Source organism: Bacillus taeanensis (assembly GCF_003318295.1).
Classification (GTDB): Bacteria; Bacillota; Bacilli; order Bacillales; family UBA6769; genus Maribacillus; species Maribacillus taeanensis.
Map to the genome: position 1 here is coordinate 33,871 of NZ_QOCW01000023.1, position 22,701 is coordinate 56,571.

Below are 22,701 nucleotides of genomic sequence, written 5' to 3' on the forward strand. Positions count from 1 at the left end.
TATATCGAAATATCAACTTACTGTAAACGTTTTGTTTTTTTAACTTCATTTATCTTTGTTCCATAGTCATAGGGCTGTGAATACTGTTTTTTTCCACACTTTTGACATTCAACATCGCAAACCCGATTATAAATTAGCTTCTCTTCTTTTGACAAATGCTCTGGTGGTTCTTCAATTCCGACAACTATCATAATACCTCCGCATTCGCATACAAACATTCTTCATTCTCCTTAATTGTTTCTATTTATAGTTTGATTATAAAGTATTGTCTTTTCAATATACTAACAAACCGTTTTATAAATTGTAGTTCTAGAAAATTGCTTCAAGACAAGTTCATTAACTAAAACATTTTTATTTACATTACTTGCTACCGAATGATCTCCAGACATGTTCTTCTACTTCTAAATAAATTCCAATTTTACCCTTTAATCATACAGTATATTTTGCCATCCTGATTCAGCAATTTATTTATCCTAACAGCTACATTATCATGTTTAATTAATTTTTAAATATTTTTTAGATGAACTTTCTGTATTCCAGAACTAAAGAAAGTTCCAGTGAACTTCAAATTGAACTTTGTAAATTTCGAACTATAGTGAATACTTGATGATTAGTATGAGATCGATGCACGATCTCCATAGGTAGATTCCTTTCAAATCCACCTATGGAGCAAGAATTTATTTTAATAAAAATAAATCAAAAGGTAAATATCACCTTTAAAGGTGATATCCCTTTTTTGTTTTGATTTTATACTTATCTTAATCCTAATTTATCCAGAAAGGAAGATTCTTATCGATATTGCTTCAATTCAAAAGTTACTTCGAAAAGCATTACTTTACCGACTTATGACCAATGTGGAAAAAATAGTTTCTAATGCTGGTCTTTCACACCAAGAAGTAAGCTCCCGTACAGGCAGAAAAGGAAACTGGTTTAATGATGCTTATAACAATAATGAAGATATACATATATCTTCATTGGCAAAAGTATTGTCTGTCATTAATGCCCACACGGAAATTAAACAGTACCAACTCTCTGACCTTTTTGATAAAAAAGTTTTGCGAATTTCTAGTGTCATGTCAAGTTTAGCTGATGAGAATTTTGCTACAATCAACAATTTTATCACTTCAGAAATCGACTTATTCATGGATCTTATAGGAGATTGGGGTTCATTAGATTCGAAAAAAAAGCTTTCTAATGATGAACGCTCCTATTTTAAAGAACTACAAAAATTGATAAAGCATTTAGCTGATAAGGGGGATAAATCTAATGCCTGAAAGAAAAGTATGGTTCATTACAAGACCAGAACGAGATCCTAAGTTTCATGTTGATGCACTTCGGGCACTGCAAAAGGCAACAGACAATTTTCAAATCATTTGGTCAAGAAACCGGGATGCGCATAAAAGATATGAAGAGGTACTAGCATCTGAAGAGCTTAAGCGTGATAACATTAGTCTAGATGGATCAGGAGGAAGAACATGGGCTGCTATGCTCCGCACATTTGGATATGTCTATATCACACCATCTGGAACACTTTCTCTTACTAAAGTCGGGGCTTCATTGCTTGCAGGAAAAAAGATTCGTGAAAACACATCAAAGCAAATATTGACTCTGCAAATCCCAAATTCATATTTTTTAGAAAGTGGTTTTCGTCCAAAATTTGAAGAAGACTTTCAAATTCGTCCTGCTAGATTTCTAATTAGACTTGCAAATCAACGAGAACTAGACTGCTTCGTGACTAAAGAAGAAATTACTTTTTTTGCACTTACCGCAAAAAGAGATGACGAATTACGTACTGTTACGCAAAATATCCTTAAATACAGAAGGGTTGCCGAAGAAGAAAAAAAAGAAATGAAGGAAAGGGTTGCCAGCACGTACGATCATCGGGAACGCTCAGATAAAGGTGCACGTGATTTTGCTGCCGCACATGGAGATGTTGCACATACGTTTATGATGCTCTGCGATTATACCGGACTTGCAGATTATGTTCGAGGCGATGCCTTAAGAGTTCCATCCGAAAAGCATCAAACAACCTCTGAAGAACTTATAAATCTGGAATCAAGATATCCCTTCAATAAGCGTTACTTGATATCCTTACAGCGCTTTTCTGAAAATGCCGGATTAGATGTAGACAGTTATAAGGCAAGCTCTTTCGGATCGATTGGTCCAGCGACAAATCGAAATAAAAGTATTAAAAAGGTTCAACGACTTCTATCTTCATATCCATTGCTGCAAACCCTTTCTGTTGAAGAAATTATAACTATTCTTGAACAGGAACTTTCTCACAACGAAGCAAAGCAATATGCTTCTTTATTAAATGATTATCAATACACTTCGTTAAATGAGGACTTTGTTGAATCTTATTTATATGAAGAAAATGATCTAGTCTTTGAAGATAAAACTGCTGAACTTCTAAAAGCGATTGGATTTGAAGTCGAGTTGCGGCCTAAACCGGTGAATGAAGACGTGCGCACTGAAATTGAAATATTATTACACGTTGATCAAAATACCATTTGCATTATTGATGCAAAGAATTATAAAAAGAAATTTACTCTCTCAGCTAATCTTGCATCTCATATGGGATCTGAATATATTCCAAACTATAATGGATACGATAGAAAATCGGTCGCATATTTTGGTTATGTTACAGCCAGTGAATGGGGAGGCGAACGGAATTTAGAAAAAATCACAGATAAAGCGAATATAGTAATCCCCGATTTAAATGCCCAAGGAGCAATCTTTTCAGCAAAAGCTTTATTAGGATTCCTGGACTATTGCTTAGACAATGACATCAATCAAAATGATCGCAAACAGAAATTTATATCTAATTTTATCAACAAAGGTTATAACAATGTTTCTGAAATGATTTAAATAGCAATCTTTAATAAACCTCAGAAAATGCTCTTTTCATGTTACGATCAAGGAGGCGCCTAAATCAGAAGCCTCCTTTTTTAGCATATTCAATAAAATCAATTAGATTGTCTACCACTTCATCCAGGTCCTCTTTTATTTCATGTTCCCATACTCTCTTCAAGTGCCAATGATTTTTTTTATAATATTCATTTACTTCGATGTCCCGATTTTTATTTCGTTCTAACTTTTTATCCCAGTACTCTTGATTGCTTTTAGGCCTGTTTCCATGTTGTTCACACGCATGCCAAAAACAGGAGTCAATAAAAATTACGACTTTATATTTCTTAATAGAAATATCAGGCTTTCCAAATAATGATTTATCATTCTTTCTAAAACGCATTCCTCTTTTCCATAGTTCTCGGGAAACCCGGTTCTCTAATTTCGATTGGGAACCAATGGCCTGCATATTTTTTCTGCGCTGTTCTTTGGAAAATAAATCTCCCATATAAATCCCTCACTATTCCCTGTTTTCTTGCTGTGAGAATTCATAATTGTTTCCATCACAAGTTTAACTTATATAATACCCAATAATAAAATTGTTTAAAATTGAACTTAGGGGCTGCTTTTTTCATCTTAAAAGTGTAAAATGAATAGCATATAAGTATGCTAGAACATATTTTCTATTATTGAATCATACTGCTAAGGAGCGATATTGAATATGATATTTAAAAAAGGAGAACTCTTTAACGGTCCTGGCGGCTTAAGCTTAGGAGCCAAAAACGCAGGTTTTGTGCATCCAGAGACTGGCGAAGAATGGCGTATTGATCACTTGTGGGCAAATGACTATGATCCTGCTGCCTGCGAGACTTATCGATTAAATATTTGTGGCGATATTAATGATCAATCTGTTCACTGCGGACCCGTGGAACAACTTCCAATTGGAGACAGAACAATACTTGGTGATATTGATTGTTTGGCATTTGGCTTTCCATGTAATGACTATAGTCAAGTAGGGGAAAAGCATGGTCTTAACGGTACCTTTGGCCCGTTATATTCTTACGGTGTTAAAGTGTTGAAAGATTACCAGCCTAAATTCTTTGTTGCTGAAAATGTTGGCGGCCTTCAAAGCGCTAATGAAGGACAAGCATTTATTAAAATTCTCACAGAACTTGAGGAATGCGGATATCAATTGACTCCTCACCTATACAAATTTGAAGAATACGGAGTTCCGCAGGCTAGACACCGTATTATTATTGTGGGAATTAGAAATGATTATGCATCTCAAGGAATTGAGTTCAAAGTTCCAGCACCCACAACTCCGAAGGAATATAAAACTTGCTATGAAGCTATTACAAGTCCGCCTATTCCAGAAGATGCACCAAACAATGAATTGACAAAACATACTCAGAAGGTAAAGGAAATGCTCAGTCATATTCCAGCTGGCGAAAATGCCTGGTATCTCGGCATTCCCGAACATTTGCGTCTGAAAGTAAAAGGAGCAAGACTAAGTTCGATTTACAAACGATTAGATCCAGAACGACCTGCCTATACAGTTACTGGAAGTGGCGGCGGAGGTACTCATATGTATCATTGGGAAGAGTTACGAGCATTAACAAATCGCGAACGTGCAAGACTCCAGACATTTCCGGATGATTTTGCTTTTTGTGGAAACAAAGAAGCTGTACGAAAACAGATAGGAATGGCAGTTCCTGCTCATGGAGCACAAATTGTATTTGAAGCTATACTTAAATCCTTTGCAGGCATGGAATATCCTTCTGTACCACCTGCACCGAAATTACAACTCGAAAATCTACGTGGAAAACGGAAGATCACAATAGAAGAAATTCAAGAACAACATTCTAATGAAAAGGAAGCTATTCCTAACTAGAGATACTTTCTCTTTTTTATCCAATTTTTCAAAAGTCTTAATACAAGATAACAAAAAACCGATTTCCTGTTGCCAGGTATCGGCTTTTTTTGTTATTCATAAATTTTTATAATGGCTTTATCTTCTAAGATCTCATATTCAAAATTACATTTCATTCCCTTTAAGGTCGAAGCTACAAATTCTCCAACCTCATCAAAATCCATATACTCATCTTCTGTAAACTCAACAACCGTAACCTCTTCATCTTCCAGAATCGCATGAGCTAATTTTTGAAAAACATCAGCCATTCCTATTATTGTAAATCCTTGCTTCATTTTTTCACTCCCCTTTATCAGAATAAAATATTTACATCCATATAATACAATGTGAAAATGCATCTGAACTATAGTTTAATAATTGATTCAACTAATCGTGCTGTCATTTTCGACAACTCCTTTCTTTGTTTGACATCTCCAAATCTTTGCGAAAAGGACTGTCAAGGGGCTTGAAGTTTGTGAAGTTTTTTGAACGATCTCCTCAAAAAACTTCACAAACTTTGCTGAGCAAAGCGAAGCACCCCTTTACTGTCCTAATGAGCAAATGATTATACTTAGGAGAACAAAGAAGGAAAGGGACTCGCAACAAAAAGCAAAGCGATGATTCCAAACTGCTGCATTGGCAGCGTGCTGGAATCGAAGCGTACTGAATCATTGCGTAGCATTGATTCAGTCGTCTTGCAAAGGCTCGATGCCTACAGCAAGGCGTATAGCATTTCTTTCAATTTTTAGTAGCGATTACTCTCTTCAAATATTGCGACCGATTTCCGGAAAACACTGTACTTATATTAGCTGGTATTGTTGAAGAATATAAAACTTCTATATAATAGCTCCTATTATAGTTTTATTTTTGGCGCTAAGTTCTGATACCTTTCAACACATTGATAATTCAACACTTCCAAAATAGTGTCAAAACTTTTAAGTTATAACACAGAGAAAGCATAAAAAAAGAGCCGATTCCTATCAACTCTCTATCTCCAATCGAAAATACTTATGCATAATGTTTTATAACTCGTAAGGCTCTGTAGGGGTCTCGATCTTTTTCTCCCCAATACCGAGACGACGCTCAATAGCTACTTTCATCATTTCGTATTGATGGATAAGACTGATTTGATTTTGCTTTGGTGTATAACATGAAACAGTCCTGATTTTTCCGTCTTTATTCGTAAAAGTAATATGTAACTCTCCGTAATGGCGAGTGACTCCTATACCTCCACTACCTCTAATCGTTTGAACTTTCTTATGAGCCCTTACATCATTAACACGACCAATCGGTATAATTGCGAGTTCATTAATAGTAATCTGATCTCCGCTCACTTTAATAGTCGATACTTTATTAGGGTCAATTCCCTCGGCTCCTGTTATCTTTCCATAAGCACTAATTTTACCTTTAGGAGACTTTTGATAGTCGTCCATTTTCTTAACTGCATAAAAACAGAGAGAAGCCAAGACCATTAAACTTACTATTATTAAAAATGAAAGCATAACATCTCCCCCTTGATTTAGAGACCCCTCACGCCTGACACTCTTCCAGCGTATGAAACGAAATTATATAACTGCTCCTATTTGCAAATATACAAACCGCTGTCTATTATCGTATAGCCTAGTGTATACGTGCAAACGTTGATATTACAGTATTTTACGTTCCTTTTGTCTATGATTTTTCTATATTTACATTTTTTAAACAAAAACAATCTTTCGTTTAAAAAAGGGGTTAATTATCTTCTTCGGAATACGTAAGTTTGTACATAGCAATACCTAAATAAATGAATAATGCTAATAATTGGCTGAAAAACAAGAAAAGAATGAAACGTTTAGTTAAACTGTCATCATAAGTATCTATCGGATAAGGTAGAAGGGTACTAGGATAAACAATGCCGACAATACTAGCGTAAACCAATACAGCAAGACCACTCCATATCCATTTAGGTTTTCCATAATCATTAAGTATCTTTAATTGTTCCTTTTTTTGAAGTTCCAAAATTTTAACATCATCTTTCAAGCGATTACGTTCCTTCTTTTTATCTTTATAATCTGTATTTGAAACAAGGTTACCTGGATTTATTGATTGATAAATGCCTCCTGGAGAAAAACCAAAGACATCAGTCGTTTTTGGTTGAGTTAATTCATCAATTACTTCAAAAGCCCTTTCGTACCATTCTTTTCGATTGGGATATTTAAAATCATCGAATTCTTTATTAAAATCACTAAAAGTATCATATATTTTGTCCATACTTCCCATCTTCTCAAACATTTCATTAGTAATACCGCTTAATTCTTCAAAATGAGGTTCTAATTCTTCTTTGGATAAATATGTGTAGTCATCCTCTTTAATAATGTCTTCCAAGGACTTACCTTCAATGATTCTTTTGATATTTTCCTTCGTCACAAAATCATCTAAATCATCTTCGAATAAATAGTTTTCAATGTTGTTAATAATTTCTTGTTTTGCAAATATATCATTGTTAATTTCTCTAATTTTTCTTTTTATTCCATTCTGCTCACTAGATATTGATATAACCCTACTGACCAAGAACCCTCCAATAATAGCTACTAAAGCAGCAGTCGAAGTAGTGATAGTTGTTATTAAAGTGTTTAAATCCATAGTTCTTCTCCCCTAAATACATAAACAGTTTTTAATTCTTTAAAGTCCTTAAATAAGTAAATAAATGCGGGATAAAAGATTGTTTAAAAACCCTTGTCCATTTAAATAAGTGTTTATAGGGACACACCCTGCATATTTTTATATTTTCTTTAAAAGACGACTAATTGTCGATTGATTTAACTCTAATTTCTCGGCTATCTCTTTTTGAGTATCGTTAGGATATCGTTCTAAAGCTTTACGCAATAGAAATAGCTTATCCTCGGTCTTTTCTCGCTCCTACTCTAGATAATCCTCACAAGACATAAAGCCCTTTTCTCTACGCTCCTCTCTCTTCCTTTCAAGTACAGCTATAAAAATTAGATAAATGGGGTATTTTTGAAGCGTGGCCCTTGAAACCCCGAATCGTTTCCGTACCCCTTAATGAATCCAAAATGTTATCTAATAATTCAAATCTCATAATGTCCCCCCCATAGTTACTTCAATTTATCTAATACGATGTATCACCAGCATTTCGTTGTGTGCTCATTTTTACACCCCCTACACTTTGCCCCCCTTAAAATTCATTTCTTATCAGGCTTGATTTATAGTTTATCAATCTATAAAGTAACGCAATGATATGAATAAGTAAAAAAATCGGTGCAAATTGAATTGAAATAGCTAATTTGATACTCCACCACACAATATATATAATTCCGGGAATAATCCAAAATCCTTTTGTCAATCGTGACATCATGTATTCGATTGTTCGAAATCCAAAAGGAACACAAAACATCCAAAAACCGATAACAATGGACACTAACAGTAATTGGTCTTGAGTTAAGGTAGAACCACCAAAACGAAAACAAACAATGCCTGATACTATTCCTAGCAGCAAGGGAAACCGAAAAGTCCTCCAAACTTCCGTCCTAGCATAGCTCATGTTTCATGCCCTCCTTTTTGATTTTCAAAAGCGAAACCTACTCTCAACTTCTAACATGGCTGCTATGGCTGCTATGACTGTTCATTAACTCCATTTCCTTTTTTAAATGATTCACGGTTTGCGAAGTATCCGTTAGCATCTCAACAGCTTCAAAATCCGCCTCAAATTCATCTAACATGTCATCATGGCTCCTAGTTTCTTTGCGTTTTTCTTCTTCTTTTTTCACATTTTCAGTGGTATTCTTAAAATCTTGTACGGCATTTTTATCAATCTGAATATCCTTCAATTCATTTGGAAGTTTGCTGGTCGCTTCCTCTTCAACACTTTCTGCAGCTTCATTTTCTCCTTGATTTTCAAGAGAACTTCCATCTTTCACTTCCGATTGCTGTTCCTTCGTTTCAGCTTCTTGTTCGATCGAGGACAATCCGTAATGTTGTTTTTGGTATTCTTCAAAAGAAAAATCTTTCTTTTTATTACTTGCATCTTCTGTGAATAATGGATCTTTATAGCCTAATTTTTTTCTAGAATGATGATAATTATATTCTCTGTTCTTTGTGAGTAAATCACCATAAACCTCATACTGATAGGCTTTTTCTATTTCCATCACATCATGACCTGCAATAAGGAGATAAGCCTGATTCTTCTTCATCTTCAACAGTTCACCAGCTGTAACAAGATCACGCTCGACAAATTGATCATTTTTGCTAACACTTCTGCTGCCTTTAGAAATGGTGATCGATTCAGCTTTATGTTTGACTGTGGTTTTGCCAAAACGTTCAGAAATGATTTTTGCTGTTTCTTTCTCATTGACCCTCAAAATCAGTTGACTATCATGTGTAGAAATAATTCCTCTTGCACCTTTTTCTCCATAAAGCTTGTCATCTTGCAGTTGTGAAATATCTTGAATGATGGTGTGCATATACATGAGAAGTCCCCTGCAAGTACTTAGAACCTCTTTATACGCATCGATCTTTCCGATATTCGGGAATTCATCCCAAATAAAGTTGACCGGTGTGTGGAGTGTATTGGATTCATTCTGGGCAGCCAGCATATAAAATCGATCAATCATCTGGTTAAAGAAAACGCTCGTCAAGGCTCTGTATGGATTTGATGGCACTTGAATTTTTACATACAAAATACTTTTGCCGTCTTGGAATTGATCAAAGGTGAAATCACTTTTCTTCGTCATTTCTTTAATTCTGCTTAATTGGAAGATTCCAATGGCACTGTCAAACGACGCAATCACAGAAGCTCTTGTATTTCCGGCTAAACCATCTAAAACCGATGTTAACAAGCCATATGCAGGATGATCTTTTGGCAGCAATTCTAAGAATTTTTCACATTTTTCCGGGTCTTTGACACTCGTATTGTAAACAGTGATAAGGGTTGCCATATTAGCTTCTACCTTTGGATAGGTAGCTTTGATATAAACCATCAGTGCAGCTAACAGTTTTTGAGCACGTTCTGAGAAGAAATCTTCTTTACCATCTTTTGTACTGCTGCTGACAATGTTTTTACTAACCTTTTGAGCGTCTTCATCAGTGAGGATTAAATCGAGTGGATTATAGGAAGCTTCAGAAAAATGAACAAAATCAATCGTATAGACTTTATATCCTTGATCTCGCTTTAGTTGGTGAGTTAACGTGTAGTTTTCCCCCTTTGGATCAATCGCAATTAATGATTGCGTACGAATATTGATGATGTTCGTAATCACATAACTTTGACCCTTCCCACTACCTGGTGAACCCACAACTAAAACATTCTTATTATCAATTTCAGTACCGTCATGAATAATCAATAGTTTATTTTCATTGGGTACTTTTCCTAGCACAATGCCTTCTTCAACGTTCTTTAAACTATTTTTAAAGTCACCTGGAATATATTCATTTTTATTCGATAAGACTTGGCCATTTATAGCGTTAGTTGGATCTTCCAATTTGTTCGTGCCATGCAAACCAAACTCCGAAGCATCATCATATTGTTTCTCAAATAAACTTTCTCTTCTCAAATAGAGAAAAAAAGCAAAGAATAAGATCGGTACAATAATACCAATCATCTTCAAATTTGGATCTCCGTAAGTGAAAGTTAAAATATCGGATACCCTACTATAATTCTGCACAAAATCTTCAAATTTAAATTCAAGTGATTTTACATTCATCATATGAAACAGGAAAGCAAACACACTATAAGAAATGAAAATAGACAAAACCGCACAAACAGATACAAGAGGTTTCCAGCTCTTTTTAAGCTTTCTCTTTTTTCTAATTGTCACGATTAACACGCTCCTTTATTCAAGGTATAAATCATCATCTCTATGTCTCTTTTTACGATTCTTCTTAGCTTTTTTCTCTTTCGTTTTCGCCTGTTCACTGTTTTGAATGTGACCCACAGCACCTAAAATACCTGACACAATATCTTGTTGTGGAGAACCAAAAATATTTAATTTTTCACTAGCAAAGTCATGATCCCTATCCATTCTTTCCTCCGTATCATTCACAACCTTCCTTCCTTGATTAAAGTTTTTGTCACGCTGCTTTTCAATCATGGATTCATCATTGTAGTAATAAGAAATTAATTCTTCGTATGACATTTTCTCAAGATCATGTTGAGAAACCATTTGATTGTTTCCTGCAAAATCACGTTGAATTTGCTGAACCATTGAAGGTTCGATTTGACTTAATAACTCGTTATAATGATCACGAATCTTTTCAGACTTTAACAAGTGAATGTATCGATCAGCATTTGGATTAGACTCATTTTGCTTAATCTCTCTTTGCACCTTTTGAATGGATCTTTCAGTAATAATAAGCGATTGATGATATTTTTTAGCTAATGACATGTAATCAATATCAGCGTATGAAACAGCAGATTTTTGATAGTCACCTTTGATCTGATCCATTCTGATATAACGATGATGAAGAGCTGAATCAACCGCAAAACCTTTTTCATCAGAAGTGAATTGATCGGCTGCTTCTTTTCCATATACTTCTTCAAAGGTGCGATTCACAATGTCCTTTTGAGTGTTATAAACAAAATTTGCACTCTCTTTTTCCTTCACAAAAGCATGAAACTGTGAATTGAATTTTTCGCTATTTGCTTTTAAATCGGCTAACTTTTCGCTAATGATCGTTTTAAATTCATTCGCTTCTTTTGGTAAACCATACATGGTGACAAAAGAAGGATCTTCTTTATATTTTTTAACCATTAATTGATAGAAATTTTTCTGAGTATCTAGATTGATTTTTTCTCGCTGCAAGTAATCATTCCATTTTGAATTCACCTCTACCATCGAGTTATTCACTTCTTTAGCAGCCTGATACGTTAGATTCGATAAAAACTGTCCATGAACATTTTTTGCTTTTCGCAATACGGTCTTTATGGATTGTTTTTGAATATCATTCAAATGATTTTCAATGTGTTGAACATACTTTTTGTAAATGGATTGAATACTAGTGATTTGCTGAGATTCCATCTCTTTTTTGTATTGGATGGCTTCATTTTCTTTTCTGATTTCCTCGTTATATTCGCCCCATTTTGTAACAGGTTTATAAGGAATACCAAGAGCTTTAGCCTTTTCTTTTTCTTGTTTTTCCAATTCATAATTTCTTCTGGATAAACGTTTTGTTGCTTCTTTATCTAAACCTTGTTTTTCATAAGAACGATGATCAAAATATTTATGAATCTTATTTAATTCAGCATATTTATTATGGATTCTAGCCCAAGAACTTCGTTGATTTTCTAAAAATTCTTTTGAATCCCAATTCGTTAAAGGAACCGTTTTATATACCTTCCAACCTTTTTCATTTCTCATTTCATTCCCGTTCTTGTCTAGCTTAGGAATGTTTTTCTTTTTATCTCCCCATGTCCCATCTTCGTTAAAAGGACGAACGGTACAAAGAATATGTACGTGAGGATTATGTTCACGATCGAAATGAATATGAACATCTGCCACCATGCCTTGATCGGTTAAATTTTCTTTCACAAATTCTTTTGTCATTTCTACGTAATGATCTTTCGGAAAACCAAGAGGCAGTGATAGTTTTAAATCTCTATGCGTTCTCCAGTTTGATCCCTTTTCATTCTTTTTAACTTCATTCCAAAGTCTTTCACGATTGAGAGTCCATTCAGGAGCATGTGAAGGTTTCATAATAAAAGACAAAGGTTTGATTTCATGGTCCTTAAAATTATGATGACGATCTTCTGCTTCATCAAATAATTTTTCATCTGCACAATAGGCAGCATACGCCACACAGTTTTGATCTGATTTCTTTTTTGGTTGACTTGAAAACATGAAATAGCCTTGTTCACTCATTATGATTCACCTCACTTGTTTTTTATTTTTCTCCCGAAGGGTAATCGCCAAAGGCGAAAGGGGTTTACCCATTTACACGATGATTTTTATCGTGCGTAAATGGGCGTTGCTCTTACCAACGATTTCATTATATCAAAAATTTCATAAAATTACCACTTGATAGTTGAATTATTTTATGCATTGACTTACAATTAAAGTAAGAAATAAAAATGAAGGAGATGAAATAATGGCAAGAAGAAACACAAAGGCATTAGAAAAAGCCAGTGAAATTGATAAAAAAATTCAAGAGTATATGAAGCAGAAAGAAGAACTTTTGCAAAAAGCTCAAGCTGAAATTGGATCTTACATTTTAGAGAAATGGAATGTAGAAGGTGATTTAGAAAAGGTTTATGAAGCAATTGATTTATTAACAAAGGATGCTTTAAAAATAATTGAAGGAGAGTATAAAAAAGAAAATAGTGTTGATAAAAAGGAACATTCAAATGATGTCATGGAACCATCTTCAAAAAAAGAATTTGAAAAAATTTAGACATCAGAACGATTGAAGGAGTCGATATGATTGTCCTATTATCACAGATTAAATACTGATGAAAAATTAAAAAAGCTTGATGGAATGATTGAACGATCAAAAATCAAAAAAATGAAAATGAAAGAAAAAGAACGCAAAGAAAGAACGAGGAGATTAATACAAAAAGGGGCTCTTCTAGAAAAGTATTTTGATAGTTATCATTTAGATGTTGAAGAAACAGAAGAATTATTAAAGATTTTTTCGGAGTATGTAAAACACAATACACCGCAAAAATTCAAAGAGCAAAAATAATAAAAAGAAGGAGTTGGTTTCATTGACGCAAGCTAATTATTCCCAAGATGAAATTACGGAAGTGATTGCAGCTCTTTTAGAAAAAACAACAAATCGAATGAAGTTAGAACAATTAAAAAAGAAGGAAGAAGACATAAAGAAACAAAGACAGAAAATGCAGGAGAAAGAAAGAAATACACAACAAGTAAATCCGGTTGAAAATCTCAGAAATAATCTTGAAGATGAAAAAAGAATGAATGACATTATAAACGAGTACAAAGGTAAATCTGACAAAAGTATGATGCAGCTGCTTAAAGATAAAATAAATAATCTTAGGAATTACTCCATCCAAATTGTCAACAAAAATAAAGAGATAAGCGAAAAAGAAACGTTAGGAAAGGCACTTCTTAAACTAGATAAAGACATCAAACTTATGCAAACAGCAAAAGATCATCTTGAAGATCAATTCAAGCAAGTATACAAAGATGAAATTAAAAAAATCTTTGGAGACCAGGAAAAAGATCACTTAAAAAATGACATCATCAAGGCATTTTCACGCAGCTATTATGCCCAACTAAATAACCAAAAAGAAAGTGATAAACAAATTTTAAAACATGTTAATGATTTGAAAGAATCGGATGTTGTAAACGATAAAGATATAGAAATATCGCGCCTAAAAGGGTTAAATACGGCCATTGACAAAGTAAGAGAAGAAAAAGAAATGACCGATGCCGAAAAAATTGATTTAAACATAAAGTATGATGCCATTCAATCTAAAATTGAAAAAGGTGAAACAGTATCTACAATACCCTTTATAAAAGAAAAGAATCTACAAACGAATAATGACTCCATTCAAAACCTCAACAAACACCTAGACGATCTTAACAAAAAAACAAATAAAATGATGGATAGACAAGAACAGTTAGACAAAATATTGCAGACAGATTTCTCTAAACAAATCGTGTCGCAAATTCAAAAAAATGAAGTTTTGCTCTCATCATTAGACCAATACGTTAAGAACGCTGCCACTTCTCAAATTCAAAACCTTCAAAAAGATGTAAGTTCATTCAAAAAAGCTTTAACACCTCAAGAATCACAAAAATACAACTCAAGAATCCAAAACATTGAAGATAATTTAAATAAGTCATACGAAAAAACGATGGACCTAAAAGAAGAATCTACAGAAAAGAAAATGGAAGAAAAAGATAAAGAAATGGAAAAGTCCCCTTCACGATCAAAAGCATATGATATGTCTTTAGAAAGGTAAAAATTAAGAAACGAGGATGTGCTAACGTGAAAAAAGAGATGATGATAGTGTTTTCTTCTCTAGTTTTGTTAACTGGATGTGGCGGAAACCAAGGAATTTCTTTAGAAGGAAATTGGGTGAAAAAACAAGAGTATCTTGAGGGAAATCCACAAAATAACGATCGATGTTTAAGTAAATATGATAATGTAACGTTCGATTCAAAAACAGTTATAATGGAAGATTTCGAATACTCTTATGAAGTTGAAAATCAAGAAGATGTAATTCAATTGAAATTAGTTGATGAAACGATTAATGAAGTTAAATATTATACGGTAAAAAAATTAAAAAATGGAAATATTCTTATGCAGGAAAAAGATTCTGATTTGGGTTGTGAGCTAGAGAAAAAATAATGAGGGTGAACACAAGATGAAAAAGTTTTTACACCATCTAGCAAAAGGCCTTCTTTTTATTGAAAGGTGGTTAGGGAAAGTCATGAAGTTTTGTCTCGAAAAACCGATGGAAAATAGAAAAGAAGATTATTATGAAAAATATGGGAAGGAAATGCCTAAAAAACTTTATGAAAAAGAACGATTCTATCTGTTTGTGTTTTACTGTCTGATGGGTTTTGTCGTTTACTTTGCAGTAAGGGGGTGGCTATTCCCATGAAAAACCTAGCCAGTTTGATCAAGATAGCCCTTGCCCTTACCATTTTTATTGTACTACAATCAATGTTTATTTTGAATCCTGCCTATGCTGACGAGAAAGAAAGTATTATACAAGAGATTCCTTCAGGACGGAACGATATAGGGGTACCAGAAGGACAAAAAGGGATATTTAATAAGAATATGGAAAATGCCACAATAGACGAGGAACAACTCAACCAAGAATTGAACAAAGAAATCAATAACACCCCTACGCAGACTAGAGAAATTGAAACAGGATCGGAAGGGTTTTATAAGGCTTATAAAAAAGAGATTGATAATTTAGTCAATCAGTATGAAAAAAGGTACGGAAAAGACTCAGCAAAACTTTATTTAGAAAGGGTTAAACAACTCGATTATCAAAAAGGGACATTTGATTGTGGAAGATTCGATGTAGGGTGTCATGTTGACTCTTGGATATTATCTATGGGGAAACAAACTATAGAATACGCTTTATCTCCGTTATCCAAATTAGCAATCAAACCATCAGAAATTCTTGATGATGCAGTTTTAACAAAATTTAAAGATAGTTTTGATCGGTTGCCACAAACGTTACTTGGATTGATTTTGATATTTCAAATATTAAAAATGATAGTCGTTCGCTTCACAGACGTAAGTGATGTACCGCAAGTTTTAAACGAAAAATTAGCGAAAACAGTAATAGCTGCAGCACTTTTATTCACCTACACACATTTCTTTAAGTTACTTTTGGATATCCAATACGGATTTAATGCACCAATATTCTATCAATTAACGGGCACTGGAAATTTGAAAACCGATATCATGGCAGCATTTTTATTAGCACCCAATAGCGCTATGATGGTCATTTTCTTAATTATTTATGCTCTCGTCATCTTAGCCATGTTTTTAATGATGGTATATTCTTTTTGTTTAATAGCTGTACTATTTGTAGTGGGACCACTAGCAATTGTGACATTACCAAATGACACATATAACCTATTTAACTTATGGTTAAAAACTTATGTATCAAGAGCGTTAACGCTGTTTATACAAGGATTATGCGTGGTATTAAGCATTAGCTTTCTTACAAACTTTGATAATATCCTTTCACTTTCAAAACAACCGTTTGTTTTTGCTGCATCCATCGGCTTTTTAATTGTCGGTTTAATGACTCCTACTTTATTACAGCATTTCGGAAGCAGCTCAGGTAGTGGCCGTATGGTCATTTCTACAATTAGAACAATATCTCAGGTTAGAAAATAAAATAGACGCCTTATGCGTCTTATAGGCGTCTATGATTCTTGTTTAGTCAAAATTATTCTCTCTTTTTTTGGAGAAAATTGAAAAGATTGACCAAAATGATGATTGATTCTGCTTTTCTTTTTCTTCCTGAATAGTTCTAAGGCTAGTCATGAGCGCTCGATCTCGCTCTTCTAGTTTGTTTGTAATATAGCTTTTCTGATCTTCAAATTGTTTAGCCAAGGTGAGATTGACTTCAATCAAACGGTTTTGATTCTTTTCAAGTGCTTCAATTCTGTCACATAGCTCCTTAAATGGAGATGGTGACTGTTCTTCTATAGTAGCAGAGGTTGCTACTGTGTTTTCTGTATTCATTGCTACAGCTAGTTTTATGGCTTGCTCTAGTGACATGTTCTGGTTTGTAATAGCTGCTATTAATCGCTGGATCACGAGTACATCTTTTTGATAAAAAACCCTTGAATTATTAATTCCACGATCGAAGTTATATCCCTGTTCTTCTAATGCTAAAGCATACTTACGAAGTGTACTTGCCCCAATTCCTAAGCTCTTTGCCACTTCTGAACTAAAATAAGCAGCTTCCATCGTGTTCCTCCCTGTTCTGACGTGTTCTGTATTGATTTCCACATGTTTAGAGAAATGCCCTTCCTCTAAACATGTCGTTTAATAAGAACCTTTGTCGTTTACTTTATAACGTTGGATTTACGAAATAACAATATATATTACAGTATATAAACATTTATATACTGTAATATATACTACATTGCAAAATAGTTGTTTTATGCATTGTAGTATATACTGTAGTATGATATCATTAATTTATAGAAGTCAGTATATACTATAATATATAATAAGAGGTGGATATTGATGAAAACATTTGTGTTCGATGTCGGCAATGGTTTTGTTAAAGGAAAAAGTGTAAAAAAAACCTTCATTGCGCCTAGTTCAATCGTAAAAGAAACGTCTTTAGGGGATTCTAGTATTTCCGGTCTCTCATCTGAACTGAATTCAGAAACACAGTACCATACCTTTCAATCTCCATTAGACGAAGGAGAATCTTATGTATGGGGAGAAGGCATAAAATATGCTGTAGAAGCTTCTGATCTCATTACGACTTATACTCACAATAACCGTTATGAAAGCAAGCGTTTTAAGCTGCTATGTGAGTTTATCCTTGCGGAATTAGCAAGTGATTTTGAGGAAGAGATACTCGATGTCATTGTCGTGACTGGATTACCTTCTAAAGAAGTAAAAACAGAAGATGATAAAAAGTTAAAGAATTTCTTAAAAGGGAAGCACCTTGTAACAAGAGACGGCGTTGAGAAAGTCATTAATGTCAAGGATGTTCGCATAATAGAGCAGCCACTTGGAACACTTCTAAACCTCTATATGAATGATGACAGCCAGCTGCACAAAAATCTTAAGACCAATACAATTTCCGTTATTGACTTTGGAGCTGGGACAACCATTCTAGATACATTTAAAAACTTAAAACGACTTGATACGGAATCTGATACGTATTATGAGGGTATGATTGATATATACAAATCGATTACAAATGATCTAGTTCGGAAACATAACATAAAAGGTTTAGATATCTCGTTGGTTGAAGAAGGGTATCAAAATGATTGTACAGCTAAACTATCTGAACGTATTCGCTATCCATTCCATGACGAAGCAGACAAGGCTGTTAAAAACTTTGTTGAGAAAATCATTTCAAACATTGACCGTACTTTATCGAGACGAGATCATATCGATGAATTTATCGTAACCGGTGGTGGAGCTCATATCATCAAAGATGAATTTAAAAAAGCCTTTGGAGAGGAGTCTTTAATCATTGTGAAAGACGCGCAGCTGGCAAACGTTGAAGGATACTTCAAATTTGCTCAAGCTATTGTAAAATCTCAAAAAGCCAAAAAAGCCACTACTGCTACTGTTACTGCTAAAAGAGGGTGAGGTAATTGAGCACGACAGAACGAAAGTTGTTTTCTTATGACAGGGTAGTTGATGCGGACATCCATAACTTTTTAGGATCTTTGCCGTCTAGGCAGCAATCAAAATATATTCGAATGGCTATCCGGTTGTTACGTCAACACCTGGAAAATGGAGAAGGAGAAGTAGCAAACTTCTCTTTTCCTACTACGCCTGAAAAAAAGACCTTAAAAGAAGAAACAAACGATCATTTAGAACCTGAAACAAAAGAAAAGCCAGATGATTTTGAAGACATTCATGATGATTTCTTGGATATTGGAAGATAAATCAATTCTAAGCATGCATAGCAGCCCTCTGAGGCTGCTTTTTATTTGAAATATAAATAGCAGGGATTGCTTGCTAGAAATCTTCTACAGAGCATGTATGCCGTTTAAAAGGGCGCTTTATTGCTCACCTCTTTTAGAGATTGAATATTTTAACCATTAATCTGTTTAAAGAATCTAATCAATATAAAGCAACATGACATATAACGAAGCATGGTTGCTACAATATCCATGTAACACCATATCAACCCCGTATCAGGGTTTTATTTACCTTGGAAGGAATAATAGCAGGGGTTGCTACTAAAAAACGCCTAGAGAGCGAAAATAGAGCCTTCTGAGAATGATCTATTGCTATCCTTTAAATCTCTGTTGAGGTAACTTTAGCTGACCATGAAAGATTCAAAAGAAATTACTAATAATCACTTGCCCCATACCCCCTGAAAACAAGGTGAATAGAGTAATCAATTATAGAGCAGAACAACTTGAAATAAGGTCATAGTAACAGAAAATAGAGGGTTGCTATTTTTTATCTTGAAAATATTTTTTCAACTTCACATAATTCTTTTTGAACTGTTTCGTTGTCAGTTCGTACGAAAAAACATAGTACGGAGGTTTTTGTCCTTTTCGAAAGTTAGGGTAAGGATGAAACTTTGAGACACCAATATCCCCTATAAACCGTCTTAATTGAGGCAAATCTTCTACATCCTCTTGGATTTTATCTTTTAGGATTAAGTAAGGTGTATGAAACAGAAAAAATGTTTTTGTATCCTCATGCTTAATTCTAATCGCGTACAAAGAATAGAAGTGTCTGTCTCCTTTCTGACAGTTCGGACACTCCTTAAATTGCTCATGATTTTCTAAGCTATAATAAATCGGTTTATTTCCATCATTTTCGAAACACCACTTCCTATGCGTACTACAAAGTTTATGATGCATCTTTGGGATAAAAGCTTTTAATTTTGCATACTTACTTCGTAGCAATAAAAGGAATGCCAAGTTTTTAAACTGATATAATTCTTCTCTCTGATTTATAAGCTCAATACGTTGCTCTTTAGTCAAATTTGGTCTTTTTATTCTAAATGTAATGTAATCAATATGAAGCGAAACCCAATGCGTCCAATACGCTAATCTGCTGGTATATAACAGTTCTCGATCTACTTCCATCCACTGTTTTTGATGGAATAAATATTGATCTTTAAAATATTGTTGAAGTCTGTTTTCTTGCTTTGTTGCTGTAACCATTATTCATCCATCCTTTCATTCAAATTTCTTTGCAAATCAATTTTAAGCACCTATAGCAGCCCTGTAGAGAGCTATTTTTTATTTCGAATAAGAAAGCAGAGGTTGCTTTCTAAAAGTCTCATACGGAGCCTATATGCCGTTTTAAAAGGTGTTCTATTGCTCATCTCTCCTAGAACTCAAATATTTTAGTCATTAAGAAATCTATCAAAAGAAAGCAACACAAACATAACCAAGTGTGGCTGCTATAATACCCGTATAACGTCATAGCAAGCCCGTAGAGAAGTTTTATTTACCTTGAAAGGAAAAAGCAGGGGTTGCTATCAAAAAACGGCTAGAGAACGAAAATAAAGTCTCTGAAGGATACTTTTCTAATTTATGCTTGATTTATCTATTAATTTAGAAAACAATCGACCTATTAAGCATATTTAATAATTTGCATAATTCTGGTATCCAATTTTTCTAAATCAAAATATTTTTTATAATCTTTTTCATGTATCCAATTCAAAACCTTATCTTTCGCAATTACCTTCATACAGCCTTCTGAACAAGCTCTTTCTGTTCTGCCTTCAAATGGCCAATACGGATTTATAGTAAAATACTCTCCACCGTCTTTACTTAACATTTTTATTGAACAATTTCCACAAGTACAACTCCAATTTTTAAGAGGATTAAATAGTTTTCTGTTAATATTTAGTTTATCGAATGGGATTAGATACTTTCCTTCATTTTCTGGATCAGATAAATAATGGTGACTTAAATATGTATCTATATTTTTTGATTTAACAAATTTATCTAGTCCATCTAATTCTAGCGTTTTAATCAATTCCCTTGCTATTAGATCCAGTTTGTTCGTACTTAACAAATAACCATTTCCATCCTGGAAAGTTAGAAATTCTTCTCCATCTGCTGTTGAAATAATTGATGGCATAATAGCTCTGTCTTGCATTGCATCTATAAATTTTTGGAGTTCATTAGGATTATATTCAGGTATATCTTCCAGACCATTCTCTTTTATGCAAAACAGGCACACATGAATATATTTATCAAATCTTTTAACAAAGTTTTCAGGTCGCTTAATCGTTTTGATGTTTACGGTTGATCTTCTACAGTATGCACACCATATCGCCATAGGATAAAACCCTCCTTTTTTAGAAATCCAGTTTCCCTTGACCATATTATTTTTATTATGACCTAGTGCTGGCATCCAATCAGGATATAGCAACCTTGTATTAACCAAACATCATCGTGAAAAGCCATAGCAGTCCCGTAGCAAGGTTTTATTCACCTTGAAAAGGAGAAAAGCATGGGTTGCTACCAAAAAACGCACAGAGAGCGAAAATAAGGTTTATTTAGGGTGATCCGTTGCTATCTTCTAAATGAAGAGTCCTTAATGGGCTCTATTTTAGCTTTCAATCCAGTTATAAAAAGGATATTCCCTTTTATAACTGTTTTCTCGATTTGACTCATGCTCACGAAGTTTTTTTCGATAATGATTGTTGCTTAGTAGTGTCTGCTCAGCTTTATGCTTAAGTCCATTAGCAAAATAAACTGGCCAAGAATTAATTGTTTCCCCATTACGTTCTTTATCCATCATCCAATCATATTGTTTTTGCACATCTTCCAAGGAAAACTCTATCACTCTATTATTCCAGCAAGTAAGTACTGTATCTCTAGCTTTATCGTGAGAAACGTCTTTATGTAATAACAAGTTGTACAGTGCTTCTAAGGCAATTCCATCATGAGATGAAATAATTTGATTTAATTTTTTATCATCATCTTCTTTTCTATTTTTGGTTTCTTTATAAACTTTAGTATTATTTCTATTTATAGATGATGATGAATAATAAGTATTCTTTTTAGAAGTATTCTCTTTAAAGGTACTCTCTTTATATAAAGGACGTGTTGATTCAACATTTCCTGGAATTGTCGATTCAACATTTCCTATGGGAATTGTTGATTCAACATTTCCCAACGGGGACAAGGGCTCATCCGGAATTGTTGATTCAACATTTCCCAACGGGGACAAGGATTCAGCGTTCATTTGCTCCTCAATATATTCATTAAAATCTTCGTCATCAACGTCATGAACATCTGACTCAAGAGCAGCCAAAATTAATCCTAAACGTTTCATGAATTCTGGAATATTCAAACGAATATGGGTGGCTGTTTTTTGATGATCACGGTCAAATGGATCTTTCATTGATTTTTTGATAACTAAATCTTCTTCTTCTAAACGTTTCATTGCAGTTCGATAATTAGCAGGCGTTAAACGAATTTCGTCATACCATTCATCTATTTTCTTGACTATCCAATGGTGTCCATGTTTTTTTACTTTTAACTTAGACTCACCGTTTTTGTTTGGAAGATACCAATATACAATTTGGGAAAGTAGGAGACCTGATATGATATCTCCATTTTCAATTTCACCTTTTTTATTTTTTTTGTTGCCGACAAGACCACGTTTTCCAACAACATCGACATAGATCGTTTTAAAATCAATAGTATCGTGAGAAGCTTTTTCCCATGTTAGAAATTGTTTCCATGTTTTGAACATAAAAAATACCTCCATTTTTTCCGTGCACCCAAAAAATTACAGGAAAAGAATAGAGGTTTCTTCTTCACAATTAAGTA

General features: G+C 33.9%; 24 protein-coding genes. 11 read left to right on the forward strand and 13 right to left on the reverse strand.

Annotated elements, in window-relative coordinates:
- Window positions 1-17: 17 nt before the first annotated feature.
- Entirely contained in the window at window positions 18-218 is a 201-nt protein-coding gene (locus DS031_RS17740) for a hypothetical protein (protein ID WP_113807398.1), read from the reverse strand.
- 627 nt (window positions 219-845) lie between these two features.
- Here DS031_RS17740 and DS031_RS17745 point away from each other — a divergent pair.
- Together DS031_RS17745 and DS031_RS17750 are read left to right on the forward strand one after the other, a co-directional pair.
- A complete protein-coding gene (locus tag DS031_RS17745; protein WP_142675793.1) occupies window positions 846-1,274 on the forward strand; it encodes a hypothetical protein in 429 nt (142 codons plus the stop codon).
- On the forward strand, window positions 1,267-2,868 hold the full coding sequence (locus tag DS031_RS17750; protein ID WP_113807400.1) for a restriction endonuclease: 1,602 nt from the start codon (window positions 1,267-1,269) through the stop codon (window positions 2,866-2,868). Before DS031_RS17745 ends, DS031_RS17750 begins: the two co-directional genes overlap by 8 nt.
- A gap of 64 nt (window positions 2,869-2,932) precedes the next feature.
- On the opposite strand, the gene DS031_RS17755 is transcribed toward DS031_RS17750, so the two are convergent.
- Window positions 2,933-3,355: a very short patch repair endonuclease gene (locus tag DS031_RS17755; RefSeq protein WP_113807401.1), complete on the reverse strand. Its 423-nt coding sequence runs from the start codon at window positions 3,353-3,355 to the stop codon at window positions 2,933-2,935.
- 213 nt (window positions 3,356-3,568) lie between these two features.
- On the opposite strand from DS031_RS17755, the gene DS031_RS17760 reads away from it, so the two are divergent.
- Window positions 3,569-4,738: a DNA cytosine methyltransferase gene (locus tag DS031_RS17760; protein WP_113807402.1), complete on the forward strand. Its 1,170-nt coding sequence runs from the start codon at window positions 3,569-3,571 to the stop codon at window positions 4,736-4,738.
- A 92-nt stretch (window positions 4,739-4,830) separates the two neighbouring features.
- Here DS031_RS17760 and DS031_RS17765 read toward each other — a convergent pair whose 3' ends face one another.
- The 7 genes from DS031_RS17765 to DS031_RS17795 form a co-directional block, all read right to left on the reverse strand.
- Window positions 4,831-5,052: a hypothetical protein gene (locus DS031_RS17765; protein WP_113807403.1), complete on the reverse strand. Its 222-nt coding sequence runs from the start codon at window positions 5,050-5,052 to the stop codon at window positions 4,831-4,833.
- Window positions 5,053-5,778: 726 nt separating this feature from the next.
- Window positions 5,779-6,258 carry a hypothetical protein gene (locus DS031_RS17770; RefSeq protein WP_113807404.1) on the reverse strand — a complete coding sequence of 160 codons (480 nt, stop codon included), beginning with the start codon at window positions 6,256-6,258 and terminating at the stop codon, window positions 5,779-5,781.
- A 229-nt stretch (window positions 6,259-6,487) separates the two neighbouring features.
- The gene (locus tag DS031_RS17775; protein WP_113807405.1) at window positions 6,488-7,378 is read right to left on the reverse strand and encodes a hypothetical protein; all 891 of its coding nucleotides are present in this window, start codon (window positions 7,376-7,378) and stop codon (window positions 6,488-6,490) included.
- Window positions 7,379-7,516: 138 nt separating this feature from the next.
- A complete protein-coding gene (locus DS031_RS24730) occupies window positions 7,517-7,621 on the reverse strand; it encodes a helix-turn-helix domain-containing protein (protein ID WP_113807406.1) in 105 nt (34 codons plus the stop codon).
- A 310-nt stretch (window positions 7,622-7,931) separates the two neighbouring features.
- Window positions 7,932-8,297 (reverse strand): hypothetical protein, encoded by a 366-nt coding sequence (locus DS031_RS17785; protein ID WP_113807407.1) that lies wholly within the window; start codon window positions 8,295-8,297, stop codon window positions 7,932-7,934.
- A gap of 43 nt (window positions 8,298-8,340) precedes the next feature.
- A complete protein-coding gene (locus DS031_RS17790) occupies window positions 8,341-10,569 on the reverse strand; it encodes a VirD4-like conjugal transfer protein, CD1115 family (protein WP_113807408.1) in 2,229 nt (742 codons plus the stop codon).
- Window positions 10,570-10,584: 15 nt separating this feature from the next.
- A complete protein-coding gene (locus tag DS031_RS17795) occupies window positions 10,585-12,609 on the reverse strand; it encodes a MobA/MobL family protein (protein WP_113807409.1) in 2,025 nt (674 codons plus the stop codon).
- 226 nt (window positions 12,610-12,835) lie between these two features.
- Between DS031_RS17795 and DS031_RS17800 the strand changes: the two genes are divergently transcribed.
- Genes DS031_RS17800 through DS031_RS17825 form a run of 6 tightly spaced genes read left to right on the forward strand, consistent with a single transcriptional unit; the run spans window position 12,836 to window position 16,579 of the window.
- Entirely contained in the window at window positions 12,836-13,138 is a 303-nt protein-coding gene (locus DS031_RS17800) for a hypothetical protein (protein ID WP_113807410.1), read from the forward strand.
- 30 nt (window positions 13,139-13,168) lie between these two features.
- Window positions 13,169-13,429 (forward strand): hypothetical protein, encoded by a 261-nt coding sequence (locus DS031_RS17805; RefSeq protein WP_245947523.1) that lies wholly within the window; start codon window positions 13,169-13,171, stop codon window positions 13,427-13,429.
- Between the two features lie 22 nt (window positions 13,430-13,451).
- Window positions 13,452-14,675, forward strand: a complete 1,224-nt coding sequence (locus DS031_RS17810) for a hypothetical protein (RefSeq protein ID WP_113807411.1) — start codon at window positions 13,452-13,454, stop codon at window positions 14,673-14,675.
- A 26-nt stretch (window positions 14,676-14,701) separates the two neighbouring features.
- On the forward strand, window positions 14,702-15,064 hold the full coding sequence (locus DS031_RS17815) for a hypothetical protein (RefSeq protein ID WP_113807412.1): 363 nt from the start codon (window positions 14,702-14,704) through the stop codon (window positions 15,062-15,064).
- A 16-nt stretch (window positions 15,065-15,080) separates the two neighbouring features.
- The gene (locus DS031_RS17820; RefSeq protein ID WP_113807413.1) at window positions 15,081-15,320 is read left to right on the forward strand and encodes a hypothetical protein; all 240 of its coding nucleotides are present in this window, start codon (window positions 15,081-15,083) and stop codon (window positions 15,318-15,320) included.
- A complete protein-coding gene (locus DS031_RS17825; protein WP_113807414.1) occupies window positions 15,317-16,579 on the forward strand; it encodes a conjugal transfer protein TrbL family protein in 1,263 nt (420 codons plus the stop codon). Before DS031_RS17820 ends, DS031_RS17825 begins: the two co-directional genes overlap by 4 nt.
- A gap of 42 nt (window positions 16,580-16,621) precedes the next feature.
- On the opposite strand, the gene DS031_RS17830 is transcribed toward DS031_RS17825, so the two are convergent.
- Window positions 16,622-17,158, reverse strand: a complete 537-nt coding sequence (locus tag DS031_RS17830; protein WP_245947525.1) for a MerR family transcriptional regulator — start codon at window positions 17,156-17,158, stop codon at window positions 16,622-16,624.
- A gap of 282 nt (window positions 17,159-17,440) precedes the next feature.
- Here DS031_RS17830 and DS031_RS17835 point away from each other — a divergent pair, with 282 nt between their 5' ends.
- Both DS031_RS17835 and DS031_RS17840 read left to right on the forward strand, forming a co-directional pair.
- On the forward strand, window positions 17,441-18,529 hold the full coding sequence (locus tag DS031_RS17835) for a ParM/StbA family protein (protein ID WP_113807415.1): 1,089 nt from the start codon (window positions 17,441-17,443) through the stop codon (window positions 18,527-18,529).
- Window positions 18,530-18,534: 5 nt separating this feature from the next.
- On the forward strand, window positions 18,535-18,831 hold the full coding sequence (locus tag DS031_RS17840) for a hypothetical protein (RefSeq protein WP_113807416.1): 297 nt from the start codon (window positions 18,535-18,537) through the stop codon (window positions 18,829-18,831).
- Window positions 18,832-19,347: 516 nt separating this feature from the next.
- Here the strand turns inward: DS031_RS17840 and DS031_RS17845 are convergent.
- The 3 genes from DS031_RS17845 to DS031_RS17855 all read right to left on the reverse strand — a co-directional run bounded on the left by DS031_RS17845 (window position 19,348) and on the right by DS031_RS17855 (window position 22,624).
- Entirely contained in the window at window positions 19,348-20,070 is a 723-nt protein-coding gene (locus DS031_RS17845) for a hypothetical protein (protein WP_113807417.1), read from the reverse strand.
- Between the two features lie 415 nt (window positions 20,071-20,485).
- The gene (locus tag DS031_RS17850; protein ID WP_113807418.1) at window positions 20,486-21,199 is read right to left on the reverse strand and encodes a hypothetical protein; all 714 of its coding nucleotides are present in this window, start codon (window positions 21,197-21,199) and stop codon (window positions 20,486-20,488) included.
- Between the two features lie 273 nt (window positions 21,200-21,472).
- On the reverse strand, window positions 21,473-22,624 hold the full coding sequence (locus DS031_RS17855) for a hypothetical protein (RefSeq protein ID WP_113807419.1): 1,152 nt from the start codon (window positions 22,622-22,624) through the stop codon (window positions 21,473-21,475).
- Window positions 22,625-22,701: the final 77 nt, after the last annotated feature.